At 39.5% G+C, this 20,339-nt stretch carries 19 protein-coding genes and 1 tRNA gene; 16 read left to right on the forward strand and 4 right to left on the reverse strand.

The genetic code is table 11. The features are described 5' to 3' along the window. Positions 1–265: 265 nt before the first annotated feature. From serS to BM308_RS06120, 5 genes are all read left to right on the forward strand, one after another. Complete coding sequence (gene serS, locus BM308_RS06100) at positions 266–1,573, forward strand: serine--tRNA ligase (RefSeq protein WP_074943733.1); 1,308 nt, start codon at positions 266–268, stop codon at positions 1,571–1,573. Continuing rightward, positions 1,573–2,079, forward strand: a complete 507-nt coding sequence (locus BM308_RS06105) for a CvpA family protein (RefSeq protein ID WP_074943735.1) — start codon at positions 1,573–1,575, stop codon at positions 2,077–2,079. Before serS ends, BM308_RS06105 begins: the two co-directional genes overlap by 1 nt. 6 nt (positions 2,080–2,085) lie before the next feature. Beyond that, positions 2,086–3,603: an amidophosphoribosyltransferase gene (gene purF / locus BM308_RS06110; RefSeq protein WP_074943737.1), complete on the forward strand. Its 1,518-nt coding sequence runs from the start codon at positions 2,086–2,088 to the stop codon at positions 3,601–3,603. Between the two features lie 257 nt (positions 3,604–3,860). Continuing rightward, positions 3,861–4,826, forward strand: a complete 966-nt coding sequence (locus BM308_RS06115; protein WP_074943739.1) for a TAXI family TRAP transporter solute-binding subunit — start codon at positions 3,861–3,863, stop codon at positions 4,824–4,826. An 83-nt stretch (positions 4,827–4,909) separates the two neighbouring features. Further along, a complete protein-coding gene (locus BM308_RS06120; protein WP_218152538.1) occupies positions 4,910–7,036 on the forward strand; it encodes a TRAP transporter permease in 2,127 nt (708 codons plus the stop codon). A 99-nt stretch (positions 7,037–7,135) separates the two neighbouring features. Here the strand turns inward: BM308_RS06120 and BM308_RS06125 are convergent, their stop codons facing one another. The 4 genes from BM308_RS06125 to BM308_RS06140 all read right to left on the reverse strand — a co-directional run bounded on the left by BM308_RS06125 (position 7,136) and on the right by BM308_RS06140 (position 10,507). After that, positions 7,136–7,894 carry a L,D-transpeptidase family protein gene (locus BM308_RS06125; RefSeq protein ID WP_074943741.1) on the reverse strand — a complete coding sequence of 253 codons (759 nt, stop codon included), beginning with the start codon at positions 7,892–7,894 and terminating at the stop codon, positions 7,136–7,138. A gap of 54 nt (positions 7,895–7,948) precedes the next feature. After that, entirely contained in the window at positions 7,949–8,368 is a 420-nt protein-coding gene (locus BM308_RS06130; protein ID WP_083425477.1) for a rhodanese-like domain-containing protein, read from the reverse strand. A gap of 201 nt (positions 8,369–8,569) precedes the next feature. Beyond that, positions 8,570–9,865, reverse strand: coding sequence for an ATP-binding protein (locus BM308_RS06135; protein WP_074943743.1), 1,296 nt, complete (start codon positions 9,863–9,865; stop codon positions 8,570–8,572). A gap of 564 nt (positions 9,866–10,429) precedes the next feature. Next, a tRNA-Val gene (locus BM308_RS06140) sits at positions 10,430–10,507 on the reverse strand. Between the two features lie 221 nt (positions 10,508–10,728). Here BM308_RS06140 and thrS point away from each other — a divergent pair. From thrS to lgt, 11 genes are all read left to right on the forward strand, one after another. Further along, on the forward strand, positions 10,729–12,699 hold the full coding sequence (gene thrS, locus BM308_RS06145; protein ID WP_074943745.1) for a threonine--tRNA ligase: 1,971 nt from the start codon (positions 10,729–10,731) through the stop codon (positions 12,697–12,699). A 94-nt stretch (positions 12,700–12,793) separates the two neighbouring features. Beyond that, positions 12,794–13,291, forward strand: coding sequence for a translation initiation factor IF-3 (gene infC / locus BM308_RS06150; protein WP_037972402.1), 498 nt, complete (start codon positions 12,794–12,796; stop codon positions 13,289–13,291). Between the two features lie 73 nt (positions 13,292–13,364). Continuing rightward, positions 13,365–13,577, forward strand: coding sequence for a 50S ribosomal protein L35 (gene rpmI, locus BM308_RS06155; protein ID WP_031491618.1), 213 nt, complete (start codon positions 13,365–13,367; stop codon positions 13,575–13,577). Positions 13,578–13,594: 17 nt separating this feature from the next. After that, positions 13,595–13,954, forward strand: a complete 360-nt coding sequence (rplT, locus tag BM308_RS06160) for a 50S ribosomal protein L20 (protein ID WP_074837842.1) — start codon at positions 13,595–13,597, stop codon at positions 13,952–13,954. A 534-nt stretch (positions 13,955–14,488) separates the two neighbouring features. Then, positions 14,489–14,956, forward strand: coding sequence for a type III secretion system chaperone (locus tag BM308_RS06165; RefSeq protein WP_074943749.1), 468 nt, complete (start codon positions 14,489–14,491; stop codon positions 14,954–14,956). 18 nt (positions 14,957–14,974) lie between these two features. After that, entirely contained in the window at positions 14,975–16,276 is a 1,302-nt protein-coding gene (locus BM308_RS06170; protein ID WP_074943751.1) for a hypothetical protein, read from the forward strand. Between the two features lie 432 nt (positions 16,277–16,708). Next, entirely contained in the window at positions 16,709–17,011 is a 303-nt protein-coding gene (locus tag BM308_RS06175) for a hypothetical protein (RefSeq protein ID WP_074943753.1), read from the forward strand. Between the two features lie 140 nt (positions 17,012–17,151). Then, positions 17,152–17,415 carry a type III secretion system export apparatus subunit SctS gene (gene sctS / locus BM308_RS06180; RefSeq protein WP_074943755.1) on the forward strand — a complete coding sequence of 88 codons (264 nt, stop codon included), beginning with the start codon at positions 17,152–17,154 and terminating at the stop codon, positions 17,413–17,415. A gap of 15 nt (positions 17,416–17,430) precedes the next feature. Continuing rightward, the gene (sctT, locus tag BM308_RS06185; RefSeq protein ID WP_074943757.1) at positions 17,431–18,231 is read left to right on the forward strand and encodes a type III secretion system export apparatus subunit SctT; all 801 of its coding nucleotides are present in this window, start codon (positions 17,431–17,433) and stop codon (positions 18,229–18,231) included. A gap of 18 nt (positions 18,232–18,249) precedes the next feature. Further along, positions 18,250–19,434 (forward strand): type 1 periplasmic-binding domain-containing protein, encoded by a 1,185-nt coding sequence (locus BM308_RS06190; protein ID WP_074943759.1) that lies wholly within the window; start codon positions 18,250–18,252, stop codon positions 19,432–19,434. Between the two features lie 129 nt (positions 19,435–19,563). After that, entirely contained in the window at positions 19,564–20,280 is a 717-nt protein-coding gene (lgt, locus tag BM308_RS06195) for a prolipoprotein diacylglyceryl transferase (RefSeq protein ID WP_074943761.1), read from the forward strand. Positions 20,281–20,339 lie beyond the last annotated feature (59 nt).

A 20,339-nucleotide genomic window follows, 5' to 3' on the forward strand; every position in this document is an offset into this window, starting at 1 on the left:
TATTTTACATACAGTTTTTTGAGCAACTTTTAGCTTAATATGCTAAAATTACCGCCGTAAAAATTGCAATCAAAGTCTCAATCTGCTCGTTCTAATCGAGAAATAAAACACTCTGATTGTTATGTATATAGGTTTAATTCCTTTCGTTTTCAGAGTTAATTCCTTTTTTAATCAATTCTTTAGACGATAAAAAAGATAAGGACCTCTCCTGAGAGGGTCTTAGGTAATAAGATTTTTTTGTTTACTATAACTGTGGCGTTTATTCATGCTAGATTCAAGATATTTACGCGCTGATATTGAAGAGGCTGCTCAGCGCCTTGCAACTCGTAACTACAAATTAGACGTAGAAAAGATTAACCAGCTAGAGTCATTACGTAAAGAGTACATGACTAAGACTCAGGACCTACAGGCACAGCGTAACTCCCTGTCCAAGAGTATCGGTCAGGCTATCAAGGCTGGTCAGGATGTTGCCGAGATTAAGGCTAAGGTTGCTGCAATTGGTGAAGAGCTTTCCTCAGTTAAGGTAAAACAGGATGAAGTTTTAAAGCAGTTAAATGATATCGCTTTAACCATTCCTAATCTCCCTGATCAGTCATGCCCAATCGGACCAGATGAGACTGCTAATGTTGAAGTAAGAAAGTGGGGTACTCCACGTCAGTTCGATTTTGAGGTAAAGGATCACGTTGCCATCGGTGAAGGCCTGGGCATGCTCGATTTTGAGACTGCAAGAAAGGTTTCCGGTGCTCGTTTCGCATTCATGAAGGGCGCCATCTGCAAGCTTCACAGAGCTCTGGTTCAGTTAATGCTGGATCTTCATGAGGAGCAGGGCTATACCGAAATTTATACTCCATACCTTGTTAATATGGATTCTCTGTACGGTACCGGTCAGATGCCAAAGTTCTCAGAGGACTTATTCCACACCAACCTGGATGGCAACTGTGACGGTGACGGTGTAAATCACCACTTCTGTCTGATTCCAACCGCAGAGGTTCCTCTAACCAACATGGTTCGTGATGAGATTATTCCTGAGCAGGATTTACCTATTAAGATTACTGCTCATACTCCATGCTTCAGATCAGAGGCTGGTTCAGCTGGTCGTGATACCCGCGGTCTGATCCGTATGCACCAGTTCGACAAGGTGGAGATGGTTCAGATTGTTAAACCTGAGGATTCATGGCAGGCTTTAGAGCAGCTTACTGCTGACGCCGAGGCTGTTCTTCAGGCATTGGAGATTCCTTATCACGTTGTTACTCTGTGTACCGGTGATATGGGCTTTGGTTCTGCTAAGACCTATGATATTGAGGTTTGGCTTCCTGCTCAGAACTGCTACCGTGAGATTTCTTCATGTTCTAACTGTGTTGATTTCCAGGCTCGTCGTATGCAGGCCAGAGTTCGTCGTAAGGATGGCAAGGTAGAGCTTCTGCACACATTAAACGGTTCAGGTCTTGCTGTAGGCCGTACCCTGGTTGCAGTTTTAGAGAATTACCAGAATGCTGACGGTTCTGTAACAGTACCTAAGGTATTACGTAAGTACCTTGGTGGACTGGAAGTTATTTCTGCTGAGACTAAATAATGGCAGTTCTTACCGCTCTTGATTGGGTAATTTTAGGCGTGGTTGGCTTATCAGCCATCATGTCTATATTCAGAGGCTTTGTCAAAGAAGCCTCTTCAATATTTTCCTGGGTTGCAGCCTTCATCATTGCCAGTCGCTTTTATGAACAGGTTGCATCTCTGATTTCTTTCTCAAATGATCCTCTGACAAGAAAAGCAATTGCAAGTATTGTTCTTTTCATAGGAAGCCTTATTATTCTTGGATTTGTTTCAACTGTAATAAGCTCTTTAGTGAAGAAGGCTGGTCTTTCCGGCTTTGACAGACTGCTTGGTGTTGCTTTTGGTGTTGCACGAGGTATTCTTATCGTCAGTGCTGTTCTTGCGCTGGTTCAAATCTTGGGCAAACTTCATATCCTTTCTTTTATCCAGGATTATCCATGGTATAAAGAATCTTTGTTTATACCTGAATTACAACGAATCGTTAACTGGTTCTTCATTTATATGGGAACAACTGAAACCGGAGCATAAAATTAAATGTGTGGCGTAGTTGGTATCGTAGGTACTTCTCCTGTCAATTTAAAACTATATAACGCTTTGCAGGTTCTGCAGCATCGTGGCCAAGATGCGGCGGGCATAATTACCGTTGATGAGGATGATAATTTCCATCAGAGAAAATCTAACGGTATGGTAACGGAGGTCTTTCAACAGCGACATATGCTGAGACTGACGGGAAACATCGGAATAGGCCATACAAGGTATCCGACCGCGGGATCATCCTCAGCTGCTGAAGCTCAGCCTTTCTATGTTAACTCTCCATACGGCATCGCCCTCGCCCATAACGGCAACCTCATCAATTCAAAAGAATTAAAAGAAAAGTGCAAAAAAGCACATCGTCACGTAAATACCCAGTCTGATTCTGAAGTCCTTTTAAACATCCTTGCCTGGAAAATTTCCAAAATCAATAAAGATGTGCCTTCTCATGATGATATCTTTGAGGCAATTTCAGGCGTATACGATGAGATCAAGGGCGGTTTCTCTGTTGTCAGCGTAGTGCTTGGTATCGGTATGATTGCCTTCCGTGACCCATACGGTATCCGTCCACTGGTATTAGGTGAGAAGAAAGATGAGAACGGCAAGTCTCAGTATATGGTTGCATCTGAGAGCGTTGCTCTTGATGTTATCGGCTTTAAGATGATTCGTGATGTAAAACCTGGTGAGGCTCTTCTTATTACTAAGGATGGCGAACTGCATTCACGTATCTGTGCTAAGGATCCAGTATTAAATTCCTGTATCTTTGAGTATGTTTATTTTGCCCGTCCTGATTCAGTAATCGACGGCGCTTCTGTATATGCTACCCGTGTACGTATGGGTACTAAGCTTGCAGAACAGATTAAGCATGAGCATCAGGATCTCAAGATTGATGTGGTTATTCCTATTCCTGATACCTCAATTGATATCGCCGTTCAGATTGCAAGAACCTTAGGCGTTCCATACAGACAGGGCTATGTAAAGAACCGCTATGTAGGCAGAACCTTTATTATGCCAGGTCAGAAGGAGCGTAAGAAATCAGTTCGCAATAAGCTAAACCCAATTCCTTCAGAGTTTGCAGGAAAGAATGTTCTTTTAGTTGACGATTCCATTGTTCGCGGAACCACCTCACTGCAGATTGTTCAGATGGCAAGAGAGGCAGGTGCCAACAAGGTATACTTCGCTTCTGCATCTCCAGAGATCCGTTATCCAAATATCTACGGTATCGATATGCCTACCTCTAAGGAACTTATCGCCTATGGCCGTACCAATGAGGAAATCTGCAAGGCAATTGATGCTGATGCTCTGATTTATCAGAAGCTTGAAGATCTTGAGGCATCAATTACTGAAGAGAATCCAAATCTGACCAGATTTGACTGCTCAATCTTTACTGGAAAGTATATTGTTCCTCCTGCAGCTGATTATTTCTCAGATATTGAAAATCAGCGTTCTGATGATGCCAAGGCAGATAAGGCCTGGAAGGATTCCGAGGGAGAGAACCTGGATATCTTCAACAACATCTAATACTTTTTCTCTCAGTCTTATCTAATAAAAAACTGGTATTTTTATAAGAAATACCAGTTTTCTCACCAATACAATGCATTTTCTGCACAAGAAAATGTAAAACCTGCACAAAAAATAAACAAAATTCGCATTTGTTGACTACAAATTTAACACTGTGATAAAAATTTGATCAGATAAATTCTGAATCGTTATATCTAGGTTCGACGGATCTACCTAAATAAAAGATCTGTTACTCAAGTAAATAAGGGGACTTTGTCATGAAAAAATTTGTAAGATTATTTTCAGCCGCAGTGCTGGCAGCTGCATTCTGCACTAATGTAAATGCTGATGGCTTGCCTGATGGTTCAAAACTTATTTTTTCAACAGGTGGTGCCCAGGGTACTTACTATGGATTTGGCGGTGTTTTAGCAGGTAAGGTTAGTGAGAATACCAGTACTTCTGTAACCGCAATCACCTCTGGTGGCTCTGCAGCTAACATTGAGGCTATGCTTGATGGCGATGCTCAGTTAGGTTTCGTTCAGACTGATGTTGGCGCTTATGCATACAATGGCACCAGATTATTCAAGGAAAAGATTGATAACATTTCAACTGTTGCCAACCTGTATATGGAACAGGTTCAGATTGTAACTTTAGATCCTGCAATCAAGACTGTTGCAGATTTAAAGGGCAAGAATGTATCAGTTGGTGCTGCTGGTTCTGGTGTTTTCTTCAATGCTGTTGATGTCTTAAAGGCATATGGTCTTGATGTTGAAAAGGATATCAAGCCAACCTATCAGTCATTCGGTGACAGTGTTGATGCTCTAAAGGACGGTAAGATTGATGCAGCATTTATTGTTGCAGGTGCACCTACCACAGCAATTACATCTTTATCAACTTCAAAGGAAGTTCGTCTTGTAAGTCTTGATAAACAGCATGTCGATGCTTTAATCAAGGAATCTCCTTACTACAGCTCATACACCATTAAAAAGGATGTATACGGAACCTCTGATGATGTTTCAACTGTTGCTGTAGGTGCCGTTGTTGTTGCTCAGGATGAAGTAAGCGAGACCGACGTATATAACTTCCTGTGCGGTGTTTACAATCACCTTGATGAAATCAAGGCAGCTCACGCAAAGGGTAATGAATTAGATGTTAAATTTGCTGCTTCATACGAAGCTGTTCCTTACCACAAGGGTGCAGTAAAGTTCTTCAAGGAGAAGGGCATTACTGTTAAAGGTAAGTAAACCCGTACATCATAAGACTAGAGAAAATCTCGGTTTTCTCTAGTAATTTCACAGTGATGTATAAATAGAATAATGGGAATACGATGAAGACAGAAAAATCAACTTATATGGATGCAAACTTTACTACGCTGAAGGAGACCCCTTCAGCATTAGACGTTTCATCCGTTGTAAAGAAATACGATAGATCTAGTAATCAGAGAATCTGGACAGGATTGCCTTCTCAGGTGATTACACTTCTGTGTGCTGCATTTTCTCTGTACTGCATCTATGTAACCATGTTCAGTACTGCTATTCCAGAGGTTAGATTAAATATCTTTATTGCTCTGGTTATTGTAATCGGATATCTGCATTATCCAATTCGCAGAAACAATTTTGACGAAAACGATGATGAGAATGATTCAAGATTCCACATCAATTTTGGTCTGAACACAAAATCTCATATCAACTCTATTCCTTGGTACGATATTGTACTGATGTTTATGGGAGTTGTGCCTCTGGTTTATTTTGCAATCAATGCAGAATCAATCATTCAGCTGGCCTTAAAGGTTACAAGCCCAAGAAATCCTGATTACTATCTGATGATTTCTCTTGCGGTTATGACTCTGTTATCACTTATGGAGTTATGTCGCCGTTGTGTGGGTATTCCTATTCTATGTGTTGTAGGCGCTCTTCTGGTTTATGCCTTATGCTCTGTTCGTTTCGGAAAGGTTATTTATGATCTTTTCTATTCAACAGGTGATGGACTGAGAAGTACTCCTATTGATGTCTGTGCCAAGTACATTGTTGTATTTATTATCTTTGGCGCATTCTTAGAGAGAACCGGTATTTCTGCTTTCTTTATCGATCTTGCCAATATCATCGCAGGTGCTTCTGCCGGTGGTCCAGCAAAGGTTGCTGTTATCTCTTCAGCCTTATGCGGTATGGTATCTGGCTCATCTGTAGGTAATACCGTAACCACAGGTTCTATTACTATTCCGATGATGAAAAAGGCTGGCTACAGACCTGAGTTTGCTGGTGCTGTTGAAGCTGCATCATCAACAGGTGGTCAGATTATGCCTCCTATCATGGGTGCGGCTGCCTTCCTGATGGCTGAGTATATGGGAGTTCCTTATATTCAGGTTGCAGTGCTAGCTATTCTGCCTGCTGTACTTTACTTTGCCGGTATTTATGTTTCAGTTCATTTAGAGGCTAAGAAGCTTGGATTACAGGGTATCTCCCGTGAGAATCTTCCTAAGTTCAGAGAGCTTCTTCCAAGAATGTATCTGCTGGCCCCATTGGTAGTGCTGGTATCTCTGGTTTCTGCAAATGTATTTACAATGCAGTTCTCTGCTACCGTATCTATTGGCGTGGCAATTCTGGTTGGTGTTATCAATAAAGATCAGAGAATTTCTGTTAAGAAGTTTATTGAAGCGTTAGAAGCTGGTGGCAAGAGCACTATTACCGTAGCTGTAGCCTGTGCTATGGCAGGTCTGGTTGCAGGCTGTATTACTACTACAGGTCTTGCATCTGAGCTTATTGCTATGGTTGTACACTTATCTGCAGGCTATGTTCTGCCAGCTCTGGTTTTAACCATGATCTGCTGTATCATCCTGGGAATGGGGGTTCCAACTACAGCCAACTACTGCATTATGGCAGCTGTATGTGCTCCTATCCTGACTTCACCTGCAATCGGTATCCCAATTATCTGCGCACACTTCTTTGTGTTCTACTTTGGTATTGTTGCAGATATTACTCCTCCGGTTGCACTTGCAGCCTATGCAGGTTCTGCAATTGCCAAGGCCCCTCCAATGAGAACCGCCTTCAATGCAACTAAGATTGCTATTGCAGCGTTTATTGTGCCATATATCTTTGCATTCAATCCTGCACTGCTGTTCTCAAATGTTGAGCCTATAGTTCAGATTGAAAATGCAAGTCCATTTATGATTCAGTGTCTGCAGATTATGGAGATTGCTCTTATCTGCGTAACTTCATTCATTGGTATCTTTGGTGTGGCTGCAGCTTTGAACGGATATCTGTTCTTCCATATCAAGCCATTATTCAGAGTAATTCTGGCTTTAGGTGGCTTATGTATGATGGTTCCAGGAATAACAACCGATCTGATTGGACTGTCTGTGCTGGTTGCCATCTGTACAATGCAGCATTTTCAGAAAAAGAAAATGTTATCAGATACTCAGGATATTGATGAGGCAGAAGCTTTAGCTTCAAGATAAATGAATTGAGGAGAGTAATAATTTAGATTATAGAAATTGTTACTTTCCACTTTTTTTTTAGAAAGGGCAGGACATTGTTCCTGCTCTTTTTTTATGCTCCTAAAGTCCCCATTTTTTGTAGGTTTCAGGACTTATATTCTTAAGCTCATCGATAACTACCACGCAGTCCTTACGCACATTCTGCATTACAGTTATCATATTGCGGTGAGGAATAGAAATACAGCCTCCTGTATATGGTTTCTGGTCTCCAACACAATGCAGGAATATTGCTGAACCAAGACCTGCAATACCTGCCTCGTTGTAATCTATATTCAGAGCATACTGATACTGATATAGATAATCTATTAAATGCTCGCTGTCATCTTTATTCAGATCAGGGAATTCTTTGATGCTGACCATCTGATTGTATTTGTAGTTTTCTCTTGTATCTCCAGACCAGTAGTCGTTATCACCAACTTTTTTGTAGGTGAATGCCTTGCAGCCTGGGTCATCGGCAATGCCAAAAGCATAGTTAAAGTGGAAGGAGCCAACAGGTGTTTTGGCATCACCTTCCTTGGTTTTACCAAGTCCGTTCTTGCCTATAAAACCAGGTGTACTTGTAATCTGAACCCAGCTGCCGTCTGCTTTTTTCTCATGCATTGATACATAGGCAGTAGTCTTGCCAACCCCTGCTACAACGAAGAGCTGAGTAGCCTGATTCTTTTCTCCAAGCTCCTTTACCCACTCAGGAGATGAAGCCATACGAGGCTCATCAAATCTTGTTTTTTTATCCTGGTTTTGTGTGCAGGTACATCCTGCAAGCATAAGCATCGAGCAAAGCCCAAGTGTCAGAAGATTCAGTAGTCTAGTTGATCTCATTGTTTTTTTTCCTTTGTATGTTTTCGGCTTTAAAATAACGTTAACTATTTAGGTTTACTCTTGGGTGATTTCACCTGTCCAGGTGTTGATTCCTCCAAACTCATAAATTTGAGAATAGCCCATTGCTGCAAGTTTTGCTGCCGCCTGTTTGCTTCTATTTCCACTTCTGCAGTAGACAAGAATAATCTGATTTAAGTCCTTTAGTTCATCTGGAGGTGTTGCGCCGATGGTTTCATTTGGAATCAGGATGGCTCCGGGAATATGACCTCTTGAGTACTCATCTGGTCGTCTTACATCTAAAATGATATGACCATCGCTTCTGGTCATCATCTGCATTGCCTCTTCCTGAGTAATCTGTGTGTAGCTGTTCATCTTATGAATTTCCAGTCTGTCTGATGTTTGTTCCTCAGTGGACACAACCTCAAATGAAGTGAACGCAAGGAGAACAATTCCAAAAATGCATTTGATTTTCATATTAATTTCTTTATAAAAAACAACGTAAATACGTTATGTGTTTTATTGATGGGATACAAAGATAAGTATATTTAAACTCTTATAAAAAAAATCTGTTCAGTTTAATGTTACTGAAAATAACAATATGATGAATGTTCAACTTTTTTAAAAAAGAGATTGGATTGGAAAAGAGGATCTTTTTATAAGGCGAATAAGGTAATCTTATTCGGCCTGTTCAATCCATTCTGCCACAAGATATAAAGGAACATTAATCATCCAATCCTGTTCTTTATAATCTGACATGGAGAATCTGACTGGTTTTAACTTATTATTTTCTGTGTATATCGTTCTAAGAGATTTTGATTTTAGGTTTTCTTCTGCCTTCACTTCAATTGGGTAAACATTATATTTTTGAACTATAAAATCAAGTTCAAGTTCGGAACGTTCTTTAGAATGGTAATAAATTTTTTGGTCTAAGGCCTGTAATTCTTGCAACACATACTGTTCAGTAAATGCACCTTTGTATTCTGTAAAAGCGTTATTATTTACAAGAACATCCTTTGCATCCACGTCTGTTATTGCTCCAAGTAACCCTAAATCTAGTATAAAAAGCTTGAATGCATCGAAATCTTCATAAAATTTCAATGGTTTTTCAACTTTTGAAACCCTAAGTACTTTGTAGACTAGATCTGCATCGACAAGCCATTGGATTGCATTTTCAAATTCTTTTGCTCGTGCTCCTTTTTTTATTTTACTGTATATAAATTTTTTATTTTCTTTTGCGAGTTGTGCAGGAATAGAATCCCAGACCATATTAACTTTTGGAAGAATATCGGATGGAACATGTTTAGAAAAATCTCGTCTATAATCAGCCAAAATCTGATTTTGGATTTTTCTGACTTCAAATATGTCGTGGCTATCTGTATATGCCTTTACAACGGCCGGCATTCCTCCAACATAATAGTACTGTCTGAGCAAATCAATAAAAATAGAAGATAATGCGGATAGTTCTTCCCATCTATGCTCCTGAATCGCACTAATAATTTGTTGTTTTTCAAGAGCTAATAAAAATTCTTTAAAGTTTAATGGATAAAGATTTATCTCATCAACTTTCCCAACAGGAAAACCAGTGCCCTCGTGTAATCCAATACCAAGTAAACTACCAGCAACTGCTATATGGTAATCGGGGGCATTTTCACAGAAATACTTCAGAGATGTTAATCCTATAGGAATGATCTGGATTTCATCTAAAACAATCAGAGTTTTTTCTTTTTTTATGTTTACGCCTGATATGGCTGTAAATGCTCGTATTAACCTATCAGTATTAAAATCACTAAAAACAACTCTCGGATCTTCTATTTCATCGCAGTTTATGTAGGCTATAGTCTCGTACTCTTTTTCTCCGAATTCTTTTAATAGCCAGGTCTTTCCAACCTGTCTTGCTCCGTTCAGTATAAGAGGTTTTCTGTTTTTATTGTTTTTCCATTCGAGTAACTTTTGGTAGGCTAATCGTTCCATTTTATTTCCCCCCCCCCATTATGTTTATAATAATACATTTTTACTGACGAAAATAAAGTGTTTGTTACATTTTTACTGACGAAAATAAAGTGTTTGTTACATTTTTACTGACGAAAATAAAGTGTTTGTTACATTTTTACTGACGAAAATAATGTATTTGTTACATTTTTACTGACGAAATAACAATAAGTTTGTACTAGAAAAGTTCTCTTGCAATCGAGGTCTGAGTCAGCTCACTTAATCTAGCAAGTTCTTTATGTGAAATCTTGATCGCTTGCCTTTTCTTAATTACCGTGCCAATAATCTTTGAAATTTCCTCTATCTCTTCTAGATCATTTGTTAATGATTCCTTTGTCTTTTTTTATCGAGTTTTGAATCTACACCAATCGTCCATAATAATTACTCCTATTGCAGTATTCGGCCTTCTTGGGACTTTTTTATATGACCTTATTATAGAGATTTATCTATATATTGGTATTTGTTTAAACGGATGGAGATGATGGATAAATAATATATAGGAGGGGCCTTTTCAAAAAAAAGCAACCAATAGGTTGCCTTCTAGGATGGTGCGTCGTAGTGGACTCGAACCACCGACCCCCACCATGTCAAGGTGATGCTCTAACCAAGCTGAGCTAACGACGCAAAAAGTGGTTCACATTATAGCAATAAATTCAAACTAATCAAGTAGTTCGTGAATAATATTTTTTTTATGCGATATAAGTCGAAAATAAGAGTATAATCTTTCCCTGTTCGTTGCTCTATGCAAGGCCTTGTCGAGTGGTGCAAGGATAGTCATAGGGGACAATTTCTTTCTTTTATTATATGGAGCCTAGAGATGCAGGGTATGCATCGAGGTTTAGAAAATGCCAAAAATTACACTTCCTAACGGCGATATCAAAGAGTTTGATAAGCCAATCTCAATTTATGAATTAGCATCAAGTATCGGTCCTGGTTTAGCACGTAACTGTGTTGCAGGAAAGATTGACGGTGAGTTACATGACGCATGTGATTTAATTGAAAATGACGCTACTGTTTCAATCATTACCCCAAAGGACAAAGAGGGTATTGAGATTATCCGTCATTCATGCGCTCACCTTTTAGGTCACGCTATCAAGCAGCTATGGCCTAATACTCAGATGGCCATCGGTCCTGTTATCGACAATGGTTTCTACTATGATGTTGATATCGACCACAAGCTGACTGCTGAAGATCTTGAAGCTTTAGATGCAAGAATGCACGAGCTTGCAAAGACAGATTATCAGGTTATCAAGGAAGTTGTAGACTGGCAGAAAGCCTATGATACCTTTGAGTCTCGCAATGAGCCATATAAGAAACTGATCCTTGAAGAGAACATCGACAAGTCAGATAAGACCATTGGTCTATACCATCACAATGAGTATATTGATATGTGTCGTGGCCCTCATGTACCTCACATGGGCTTCTGTCAGCATTTCAAGTTAACTCACTTTGCCGGTGCTTACTGGCGTGGTGATTCCAAGAACAAGATGCTGCAGCGTATCTATGGCTGTGCATTTGCTTCTAAGGATGAATTAAAGCTATACATTCAGCGTCGTGAAGAGGCTGCAAAGCGTGACCACCGTGTATTAGGCAAGAAGCTTGATCTGTTCCACTTCCAGCAGGAAGCTCCTGGTCTTGTATTCTGGCACAATGATGGCTGGACCATTTACCGTATCGTTGAAAACTTCATGAGAGAGATGCTGCATAAGTATCAGTACATCGAAGTTAATACTCCACAGATCATGGATCGTGTTCTATGGGAGCGTTCTGGTCACTGGGATAAATATGCAGAGAACATGTTTACCACCAAGTCAGAGAACAGAGATTACGCAATTAAGCCTATGAACTGCCCAGGTGCAATTCAGATCTTCAATTCTCGTACCCGTTCTTATCGTGATCTTCCAATCAGAATGGCTGAGTTTGGTAAGGACCACCGTAACGAACCTTCAGGTTCATTGCACGGTCTATTACGTGTAAGAGGTTTTGAACAGGACGATGCTCATATCTTCTGTACCGACAGTCAGATTCTTGATGTTGTTTCAGACTGTATCCGTATGGTATACGAAGTATATGATGTATTTAATTTCCATAATGTTGACATTAAGCTGTCAACTCGCCCTGAGAAGCGTATCGGTTCAGATGAGATCTGGGATCGCGCTGAGAGCGATCTGATCAAGGCTTTAGAGGCAAATCACCTTGAGTATGAATTACAGCCAGGTGAGGGTGCATTCTATGGTCCTAAGATCGAGTTCACTCTGCATGACTCCTTAGACAGAGCATGGCAGTGCGGTACTGTTCAGCTAGATTTCTCATTACCAGCAAGACTAGGTGCAGCATATATCGGTGAGGATAATCAGGAGCATGTTCCTGTTATGATTCACAGAGCTATGTTAGGTTCGCTAGAGCGCTTCATCGGTATTCTGACTGAGGAATACGCTGGTTCATTCCCAACCTGGCTGTCACCATGTCAGGCAGTTGTAATGTCCATTACCGATGATCAGGCTGATTACGCAAAAGATGTTGTTAGAAAGCTTGATGAAGCTGGCTTACGTGCTAAGTCTGATTTACGTAATGACAAGATTGGCTTCAAGATCCGTGAACATACCTTAATGCATGTTCCTTACCTTGTAGTCTGCGGTGCAAGAGAAGCAGAGCAGGGTAAAGTTGCTGTACGTACCAGAAAAGGTGCAGATTTAGGTTCTATGTCAATTGAGGACTTGATCAATCTTGTAAAATCAGATATCATACAGCGCAAAAATATGCCTGATGCAGACGTAGAGATTGAAAAATCAAGAAAAGCTGCTCAAGCAGATTAAGAAATTCGTTTCTTAATCATGGTCTTAAACTTATTTAGGAGTACTTGCTATAAACAACAACAAAAAAACCGGTAAGACTTTACAGAAGAACCGGATTAACAGTGACATTAGATGTCGTGAAGTGCGTGTTTTAGATGCTGACAATGAGCTATTAGGTGTTATGCCTACAGCCGATGCATTAAAGATGGCTCAGGAACAGGGTATTGATCTTGTTGAGATCAGTCCTAACGCTGAACCACCTGTGTGCAAACTCATCGAGTATGGCAAGTATCTTTATCAGAAGAGTAAAGATCAGAAGAGTAAGAAACAAAAGGTTGTTCAGGTTAAGGAAATTAAATTCCGTCCTGGAACAGATGAAGCGGATTATCAGGTTAAACTACGCAACCTAATTCGCTTCTTAGAAGAGGGCAATAAGGCTAAGGTAACTCTGCGCTATCGCGGTCGCGAAATGGCTCATCAGTCCTTAGGTTTAGATGTTCTCAAACGTGTAGAGAAAGATCTATGCGAAGATAGAGGCATTGCCAGTGTAGAGTCTGCATCACGTGTTGAAGGCAGACAGGCTACTATGGTTTTAGCCCCTAAAAAGAAATAGTTACAGGGTTACAAAGTCCTAGTAATAGGCTCCTGTATCGTGTTTATATATATGCAATAATGCGGAGTATACAATGGCTGGAAAAGTCAAGGTCAAGATGAAGACCGATAGAGGCGTTGCAAAGCGCTTCAAGAAGACTGGTAGTGGTCACTACAAGTGCCGTCACCAGAACTTACGTCATATCCTAACTAAGAAAACCTCAAAGCGTAAGCGTCAGCTGCGCAACATGGTTTGTGTAAAGACTTGTAACCTACGCGCAATTGCACGTCAGTTACCATACGCATAAGTTGGAGGATTTGACAAATGGCTAGAGTAAAACGTGGTGTTACCGCACATGCTCGTCACAAGAAGGTTTTAAAGGCTGCTAAGGGTTATTACGGTGCAAGAAGCCGTACTTACCGTGTTGCTGTTCAGGCTGTAACCAAGGCTGGTCAGTATGCATATCGCGATCGTCGTCAGAAGAAGCGCCAGTTCCGTGCTCTTTGGATCGTTCGTATCAATGCTGCTGCTCGTCAGCATGACTTAAGCTACAGCCAGTTAATCAATGGCTTAAAGAAGGCTAACATTGAAATCGATCGTAAGGTTCTTTCAGATCTTGCTATCAATGACAAGGCTGCTTTCCAGGCTATTGCAGAGCAGGCTAAAGCTGCTTTAAATGCATAAGCTTACAGCTTCTGTATAAAATCTTAAATCTTGGGTTATCCTTAACTCAAGATTATATAAAGCGCCCTTCGGGGCGTTTTTTGTTATAATCGCTTTCCTTTTTCTAGTTTCTCCTCTTTTCCTCTTCTTGTAAATTATTATTCTGTAGTTCTAAAAATAATAAAATTTGTGACTACATAATCATTTTTTAATAAAAAAACAGTTATTCTAATGTAGAGGAATAACAAGTTACAAAAATTAAGCTATACTTAGAGAAAAGTTAATCTTTGGAAGATTTACTTTTGAAAAAAAAACAAGAGAAAAACTTGTAGTTAATACTCATAACTAACTGATAATTCAAGGTAATTAAGATTAATCGTTTTTTTTAATAAGAACTTTATGTAGGTTCTTATTTTCAGTAAAAGGCAGGACCGAAAGATGATTTTAATTTGTATAGTATTATCACATTTTCTTCTAAACATGAAGGCAAAGAAAAATAAAAAATTAATTTCTTCTTATAATAAAGAAAGAATACCTTGTGTTTAGGAGTTTTTTATGAGTATTCAACAATGCAGGCTTATCTTTGCGGAAACCTTGAGGACTCTGCAGGTTGAGGAAGGAGATCTTGGCGATGACGGTATGTGTCAGATGCGTCTGAAGTATGACTGGATGCCATCCTTAAATTTCTGTTACATAGAGCCTAAGGATTCATTACTTATTTTCGCTGAAGCAGGATTTATAGATACTGATGGAGAGTCTGATGTCTTCAAGGATCTTATGCACCGTCAGTTTCTTTTTAACAAAAGTAAAGGAGTTACCTTTTCTCTTGCAGGTGACAACAATGCTCTTACTGTTCAGCTGATGCTTGATGTTCCTGGCCTGACTGTATCTAATCTGGCGGATGCCCTTCAGGATTTTATTGAGGAAGTGCGTTTTGCAGTCTTCAGAATAAATGATATTCCTGAGGAGGATTACGGTTCAGACTATGGTGCAACTTATTCAAATTCAATAATAGTTGGATAACTGTTTCGGAGGTGGAATATGTCCGATCCAATTGGAAGAGTCAGCGGTTCTGGAATTATTGATACAGGAAGTAATAATATTCAGAACGACTCCAACAGAACACAGGGTAATTTTGGTCCTAACAGAGCTCCTAATCCTGCAGACAGAAACTCTCATCTCTCTCTTAGGGGCGCTACAGTTTCCCATAATTCTCCTATTCCGGATAATTATAAAACTGCAATTGAGCAGATTAAACAGCAGAAGGCAAGCAATACCATCTTACATAAGCTTGGTAGAGCTGTTTTATGGGTGGTTAATCTTTTTAAAGGTGTAAAATCCTCAAGTACTCTTTCATCCAATGAAAAGCTTCAAGTTCTAAGAAACAAGCAGCCTTCACCTCTGCCTGACAATGTAGAGAACAAAGGTCGTCCTTATATTTTTGGGCTTCATCAGTATGCAAATCTACTAGGTTATGATTATAAGGGCATGAAAGTTGATTTCTTTTACAACTTAGAGAAAGAACCTAATAAGGATTACAGGCAGGTTCTTTTCCCTCAGGGTGAACCTAGATTAGCTGATATTAAACAAAATCCGGAACTGCAGGATTGCTGGTTCCTTTCTGCAATTTCCGGTACTCTGCAGTCTCAGGGAACAGAGTCTATTGACAGATTATTTTCGCAGAGTAAAACTCCTGGCAACGTCCTGGTTCGTTTAGGCACTAATGTCTATGATGTTCCAATGGGAAGAATAACTTCAGCAAGTGGAGATAAGTTCGGAAGTGAAAGTGCTCCTTGGGTTGTCGCTCTTGAAAATGCAATGCTGATTCATCTGGCCTTATCTGCTGATAATCCTGACTTAAAGGATCCTGCATCTCTTCAGGACTATAAGAAGAGTATTGATATGCCTCAACGTTCAACAACTGATGGTCTTGTAGCATTGGGGGGATACAAAAAAGGTGGTCCTAATACGGGGTATAAAGAGATTGTCTTAACCTTTGATCATTCTCAGGATGGATATAATGTTATCTCAAAACTATTAAGTCTTGGAAAGCCTGTGATCATCGGACATAATAGAATTAACTCGAATAAAATTGCACTTAGAGATGGTATTGCTCCTGGTCATGCAGTTACAGTTCTTGAAGCTATTCCTAATGGGTATAAGATTCTTGATCCATATGGTCAGGTTAAGACAATATCTAAGGAAAGTATCGTTGATTACACAATGTATTCAATCAGAGATTCCAATGAGTCAGATGATAAATATGCCTTTGCAAGACCTAAGGAGGTCAAGTTTACTGAGGAAATGAATGAAATGATGAAAAACGATGAAAATGACTTCTAAAAGAACATTATGAATGTAAAAAAACAGAGCCTCCTATGAGGCTCTATTTTTTGGAGATTGAATCGCATTTTGTTTTGCCTCACGATAAAACTCATTAAGTGACCTATTTCAATTTTTTGAAAGAAAAAATGAAATTATTACAACGAACTCTCATTTTTTTAAATGTAATTATCGTCAGATATTTTTTTTTATCTAAAATGTAGTTATAGAAGAAATTGTTGGGAATTGATTGTAAATATTGGATTAGGCATTATCCTAACTCAGTTTTTATGAATTAACTGCATTACAGAAGATTTTCATAACTAATATCAGAAAATATTGCTTTATTTAAGGTTCCCGGTTTTTCTTCGTTCTTGCAGAATTTATCCTGGATAGTTTGTGCAGGCGTGGGGAATAGGATTTGTTGTTTTATTTTTAGTAAGGAAATAAAAGATGTTTACTGAAGAAGAGCTAAATGAGAGCATTGCAGAATTAAATGAAATCGAACAAGAGTTACAGCGTCTTGACGCTCTTTATGATTCTGTAAAGTCACAGCTTCCTAAGGAAGTAGCTGATTTTGACACCAGAAATCTTCCTCATGATGCGATGCTGGATAAGATGATTGAAGAAGCTAAGCGTAAGGCTGAAGCTGAAGGCAGACAGCGTGCTGCTGTTTATGAGGACAAGCTACGTTCAAAGAAAGGTGCAAGTGCTACTGGCAGTAAGCCTGCTCCAAGACGTGGCATGATGGCCTAATAAGATTCGTCTCTAGTTAAAAATCAGGGGCTCTGCCCCTTATTTTTTTTACCTTAATCAAATAGTTGATTGAATATATTAAGTATAACTCAGGCGTATTGCTATACTTGAAATGTAAGTGTAGGTTTTAAGGTGAAAAAATGGATCCATCTGTTATCGAACTGATTAGACAATCAATGTTTCTGGTTTTGATGCTGTCTTTGCCTCCAATCTTTGTAGCATCAATTGTTGGTCTTATGTTCAGCTTATTTCAGGCTATTACTCAGTTGCAGGAGCAGACTCTTTCCTTCGGTATTAAGCTGATTGCCGTGTCTATCACTCTGTTTCTGGCCGCAGGTTGGATGACCGGTCAGATCCTTCAGATTGCTCAGACTATCTTCGAGAAATTCTACCTGCTGCAGTAAAAGACTATGGATAATATGATTAGCTTGCTATTGGAATCAGGAAACAGAGAGCTGGTTATCTTTGTTCTCTTGGCCATGGCAAGACTTATTATCCTAATTTCTTTTACTCCTTTCTTTGCTCCAAAGATTGCAACGATAGTAAAGTTACCTTTATGTGTGGTTTTTATTCTGCCAGCCTTTCCGATATTCATGTCACAGGCGGAGCTACATCATAATCTTGATTTAACAGCCTCTCTGATTTGTGCTCTGCTATTTAAAGAGGTTGTCATCGGCTTTTTGATAGCTTTTATCTCAGGAGTGTTTTTCTATGCGGCTATGGCTGCCGGTATGATCATTGATAACCAGAGAGGTGCGAGCCAGGCACAGGGCGGTGATCTGCTAGATGAAATGCAGAATTCTCCTTTTGGTTCTGTACTGATGCTTTCGCTGGTGATTCTTTTTTATTCTACCGGTGCAGTTGTCGCTTATCTGACCTTTATTCTTAGTTCATATACCGTCTGGCCTGTATATGAAGTGCTTCCTGGGGTAACTGCTGCCAAGGTTGCTGAATATGCTGGATACGGTCTGAATACTCTTATGGCCACAGCGATGGTGATCTGTTCTCCTTTTGTGATTGTGGCCCTGATGACGGATATTTCCTTAGGTCTTATCAATAGATTCGCTCCACAGCTGAATGTATTCATTCTGTCCATGCCTATCAAGAGTGGACTGTGCGCAACCCTGATTGTGCTGTTTATTCAGCCTTATATGGAAATTGGTGAAATCTATCTGAATAAGATGAGCAATATGCTGATGTATCTTACTAAACTGTTTTAAATGAGTAGGAGCTGGATTATGTTTTATGAGGTAAAGGATCATAACTTTTTACAAAGCTGGTTTATATGCATTTTTAAACTGGTTCTGGTCTTTACAATCTGCTTCTGCTTCATACCTGTATCAAAGGCAGCTCTAAAAGGTGATGCCTGTATGAATAAACCTCCTCTGAAGGTTGCTGTTCTTTCTGCCGGTTTACAGAAAAATACCATGACTTATTTTTCTCAGATTCTTAAAAAGCTTGGAGAGGACGGTTTTGTTGCACAGAATGATATTCCCAAAACAGTTGATCTCAGAAAAAAATCTGACTACAAGAAATATCTTTCTGATGCACTGAAGGGAAGGTGTCTGGAGTTTCCTCCTGAACTAGGGTTCTTTTATAACTGGGAGGCTTCTGTTTTAAAGGATGCTATTGATGATCTGGGGGTCAGAGTCGAAAAAAAAGAGGTAGATGTTGTATTTGCCTTAGGTGATCTTGCTGCCAAGTTCATGATTGAGGATGAGATAAATATTCCTGTAATCAGTTTTGACACAAATTCTACAGAAATACTCAAAACTCTGGCTAAGAGTAAAAAGAATATAGCAATTCTGGATGATTCAAGAAATATCAAAGATGACATTGAGCTTTTCCATACCATGTTCGGCTATTCCGGATTCGGATATTTAAGAGACAGGAATCATATCTTTGATCTGTACAATGCTTATGAGGATGTAATTCGTTTCGGCAAAAAGAAAAACTTCCAGATAAAGGTTTGTGAAGGTTCTTTCTTTGTACCTGATCTGGAGCTTTCCCGCTCTGAGTTTTCTCGTTGTCTTGTTGAACTGTCTAATGAACGAATTTCTGCAGTTTTTATTCCTGAAGTTGGAAATGGTATAGACATGAACAATTTCTATACTCAGTTAAGACCTCTTCTTTCCAAGAAAATACCAACCATATCCTATGACTCCAAATCGCAGGTTGAGGCAGGAAGTCTTCTGAGTGTTTATGATCCTGATGAATTTACACGTGGTGCCTATGCTGCAGATATTATTGAGGATCTGGTTTTAAACAATTTTGACCTAAAAGTTATCGCCGAAAAAAAAGAGCTTTCTGTACCTCTGTTTTTTGGTGTAAATCTAAAGACTGCTTCCATTGTTCAATGGCGTCCTGCATTTGATGTGCTGGTGGCGGTAGATGATATTTTCCATACTATCAAGAGCAAGTAGACAGTGTACTGGCATAAAAATAGTAAAAGAAGGGGATTAAATAAACAATTTTTAAGCAGTAGTGCCGTCAGGCGTGTTGTCTTACGGGGCGGATTCATAAAACAGATTATAGGAAAGTAATAGAGGAATATGGATATAGGCTCTTTAGCATATGGAGGCGTTTATCTTTTGGGGTTTCTTCTATATGTGCTGCTTCCCTCTGCTGTTTTTTCCATAAGTCAAAGAGTTATCTTTGCTCTATTTGCCGCAAATGGAGCAATTATCGGTGGGCGCCTGGGATATATATTTTGTTATGAGCCTCTTTACTATTTGGAAAATCCTATAGAGGTATTTGAACTGTGGAAAGGGGGGATGTCTTTTCATGGAGGAGTATTTGGCCTTGCTGCAGGCTGTTTTTTGTGTGCTTATCTGACAAGACTTGGTCAAAGGGCTTTTATGAGGGCCGTAGACCGTGCCTGTCTGATTGCTCTTGTTATCATTCCTCTGGGAAGATGCTGTAATTTTTTAAACGGAGAGCTGTGGGGCAGGGTAACCTCAATGCCCTGGGGAGTGGTTTTTGAAGGTGCAGATGAATATCCACGTCATCCGGTACAGCTCTATGAAGCCTTTTTTGAAGGTCCGTTACTGGCTGTTATGCTGGTTATGCTTTATCAGCGAAAGTATCTGTCAAAACCTATGATGATTTCCTGCTGGTATCTTATAGGATATAGCTTTTTCAGGTTCTTCACTGAGTTTTTCAGGGAGGCCGATGCAATGGTTGGTTATTTTTACGGTTTTACTTTAGGTCAGTTTCTTTGTCTTTTCTGTATTCTGATCTGTTTTTTGTGTATGAAAAAAATACGGTGATCGTGACATAGGGAACTCTACTAATATTTTGATCTTAAATCATTTGTTGCATTTCACAT

Source organism: Succinivibrio dextrinosolvens (genome assembly GCF_900116345.1).
Lineage (GTDB): Bacteria > Pseudomonadota > Gammaproteobacteria > Enterobacterales > Succinivibrionaceae > Succinivibrio > Succinivibrio dextrinosolvens_B.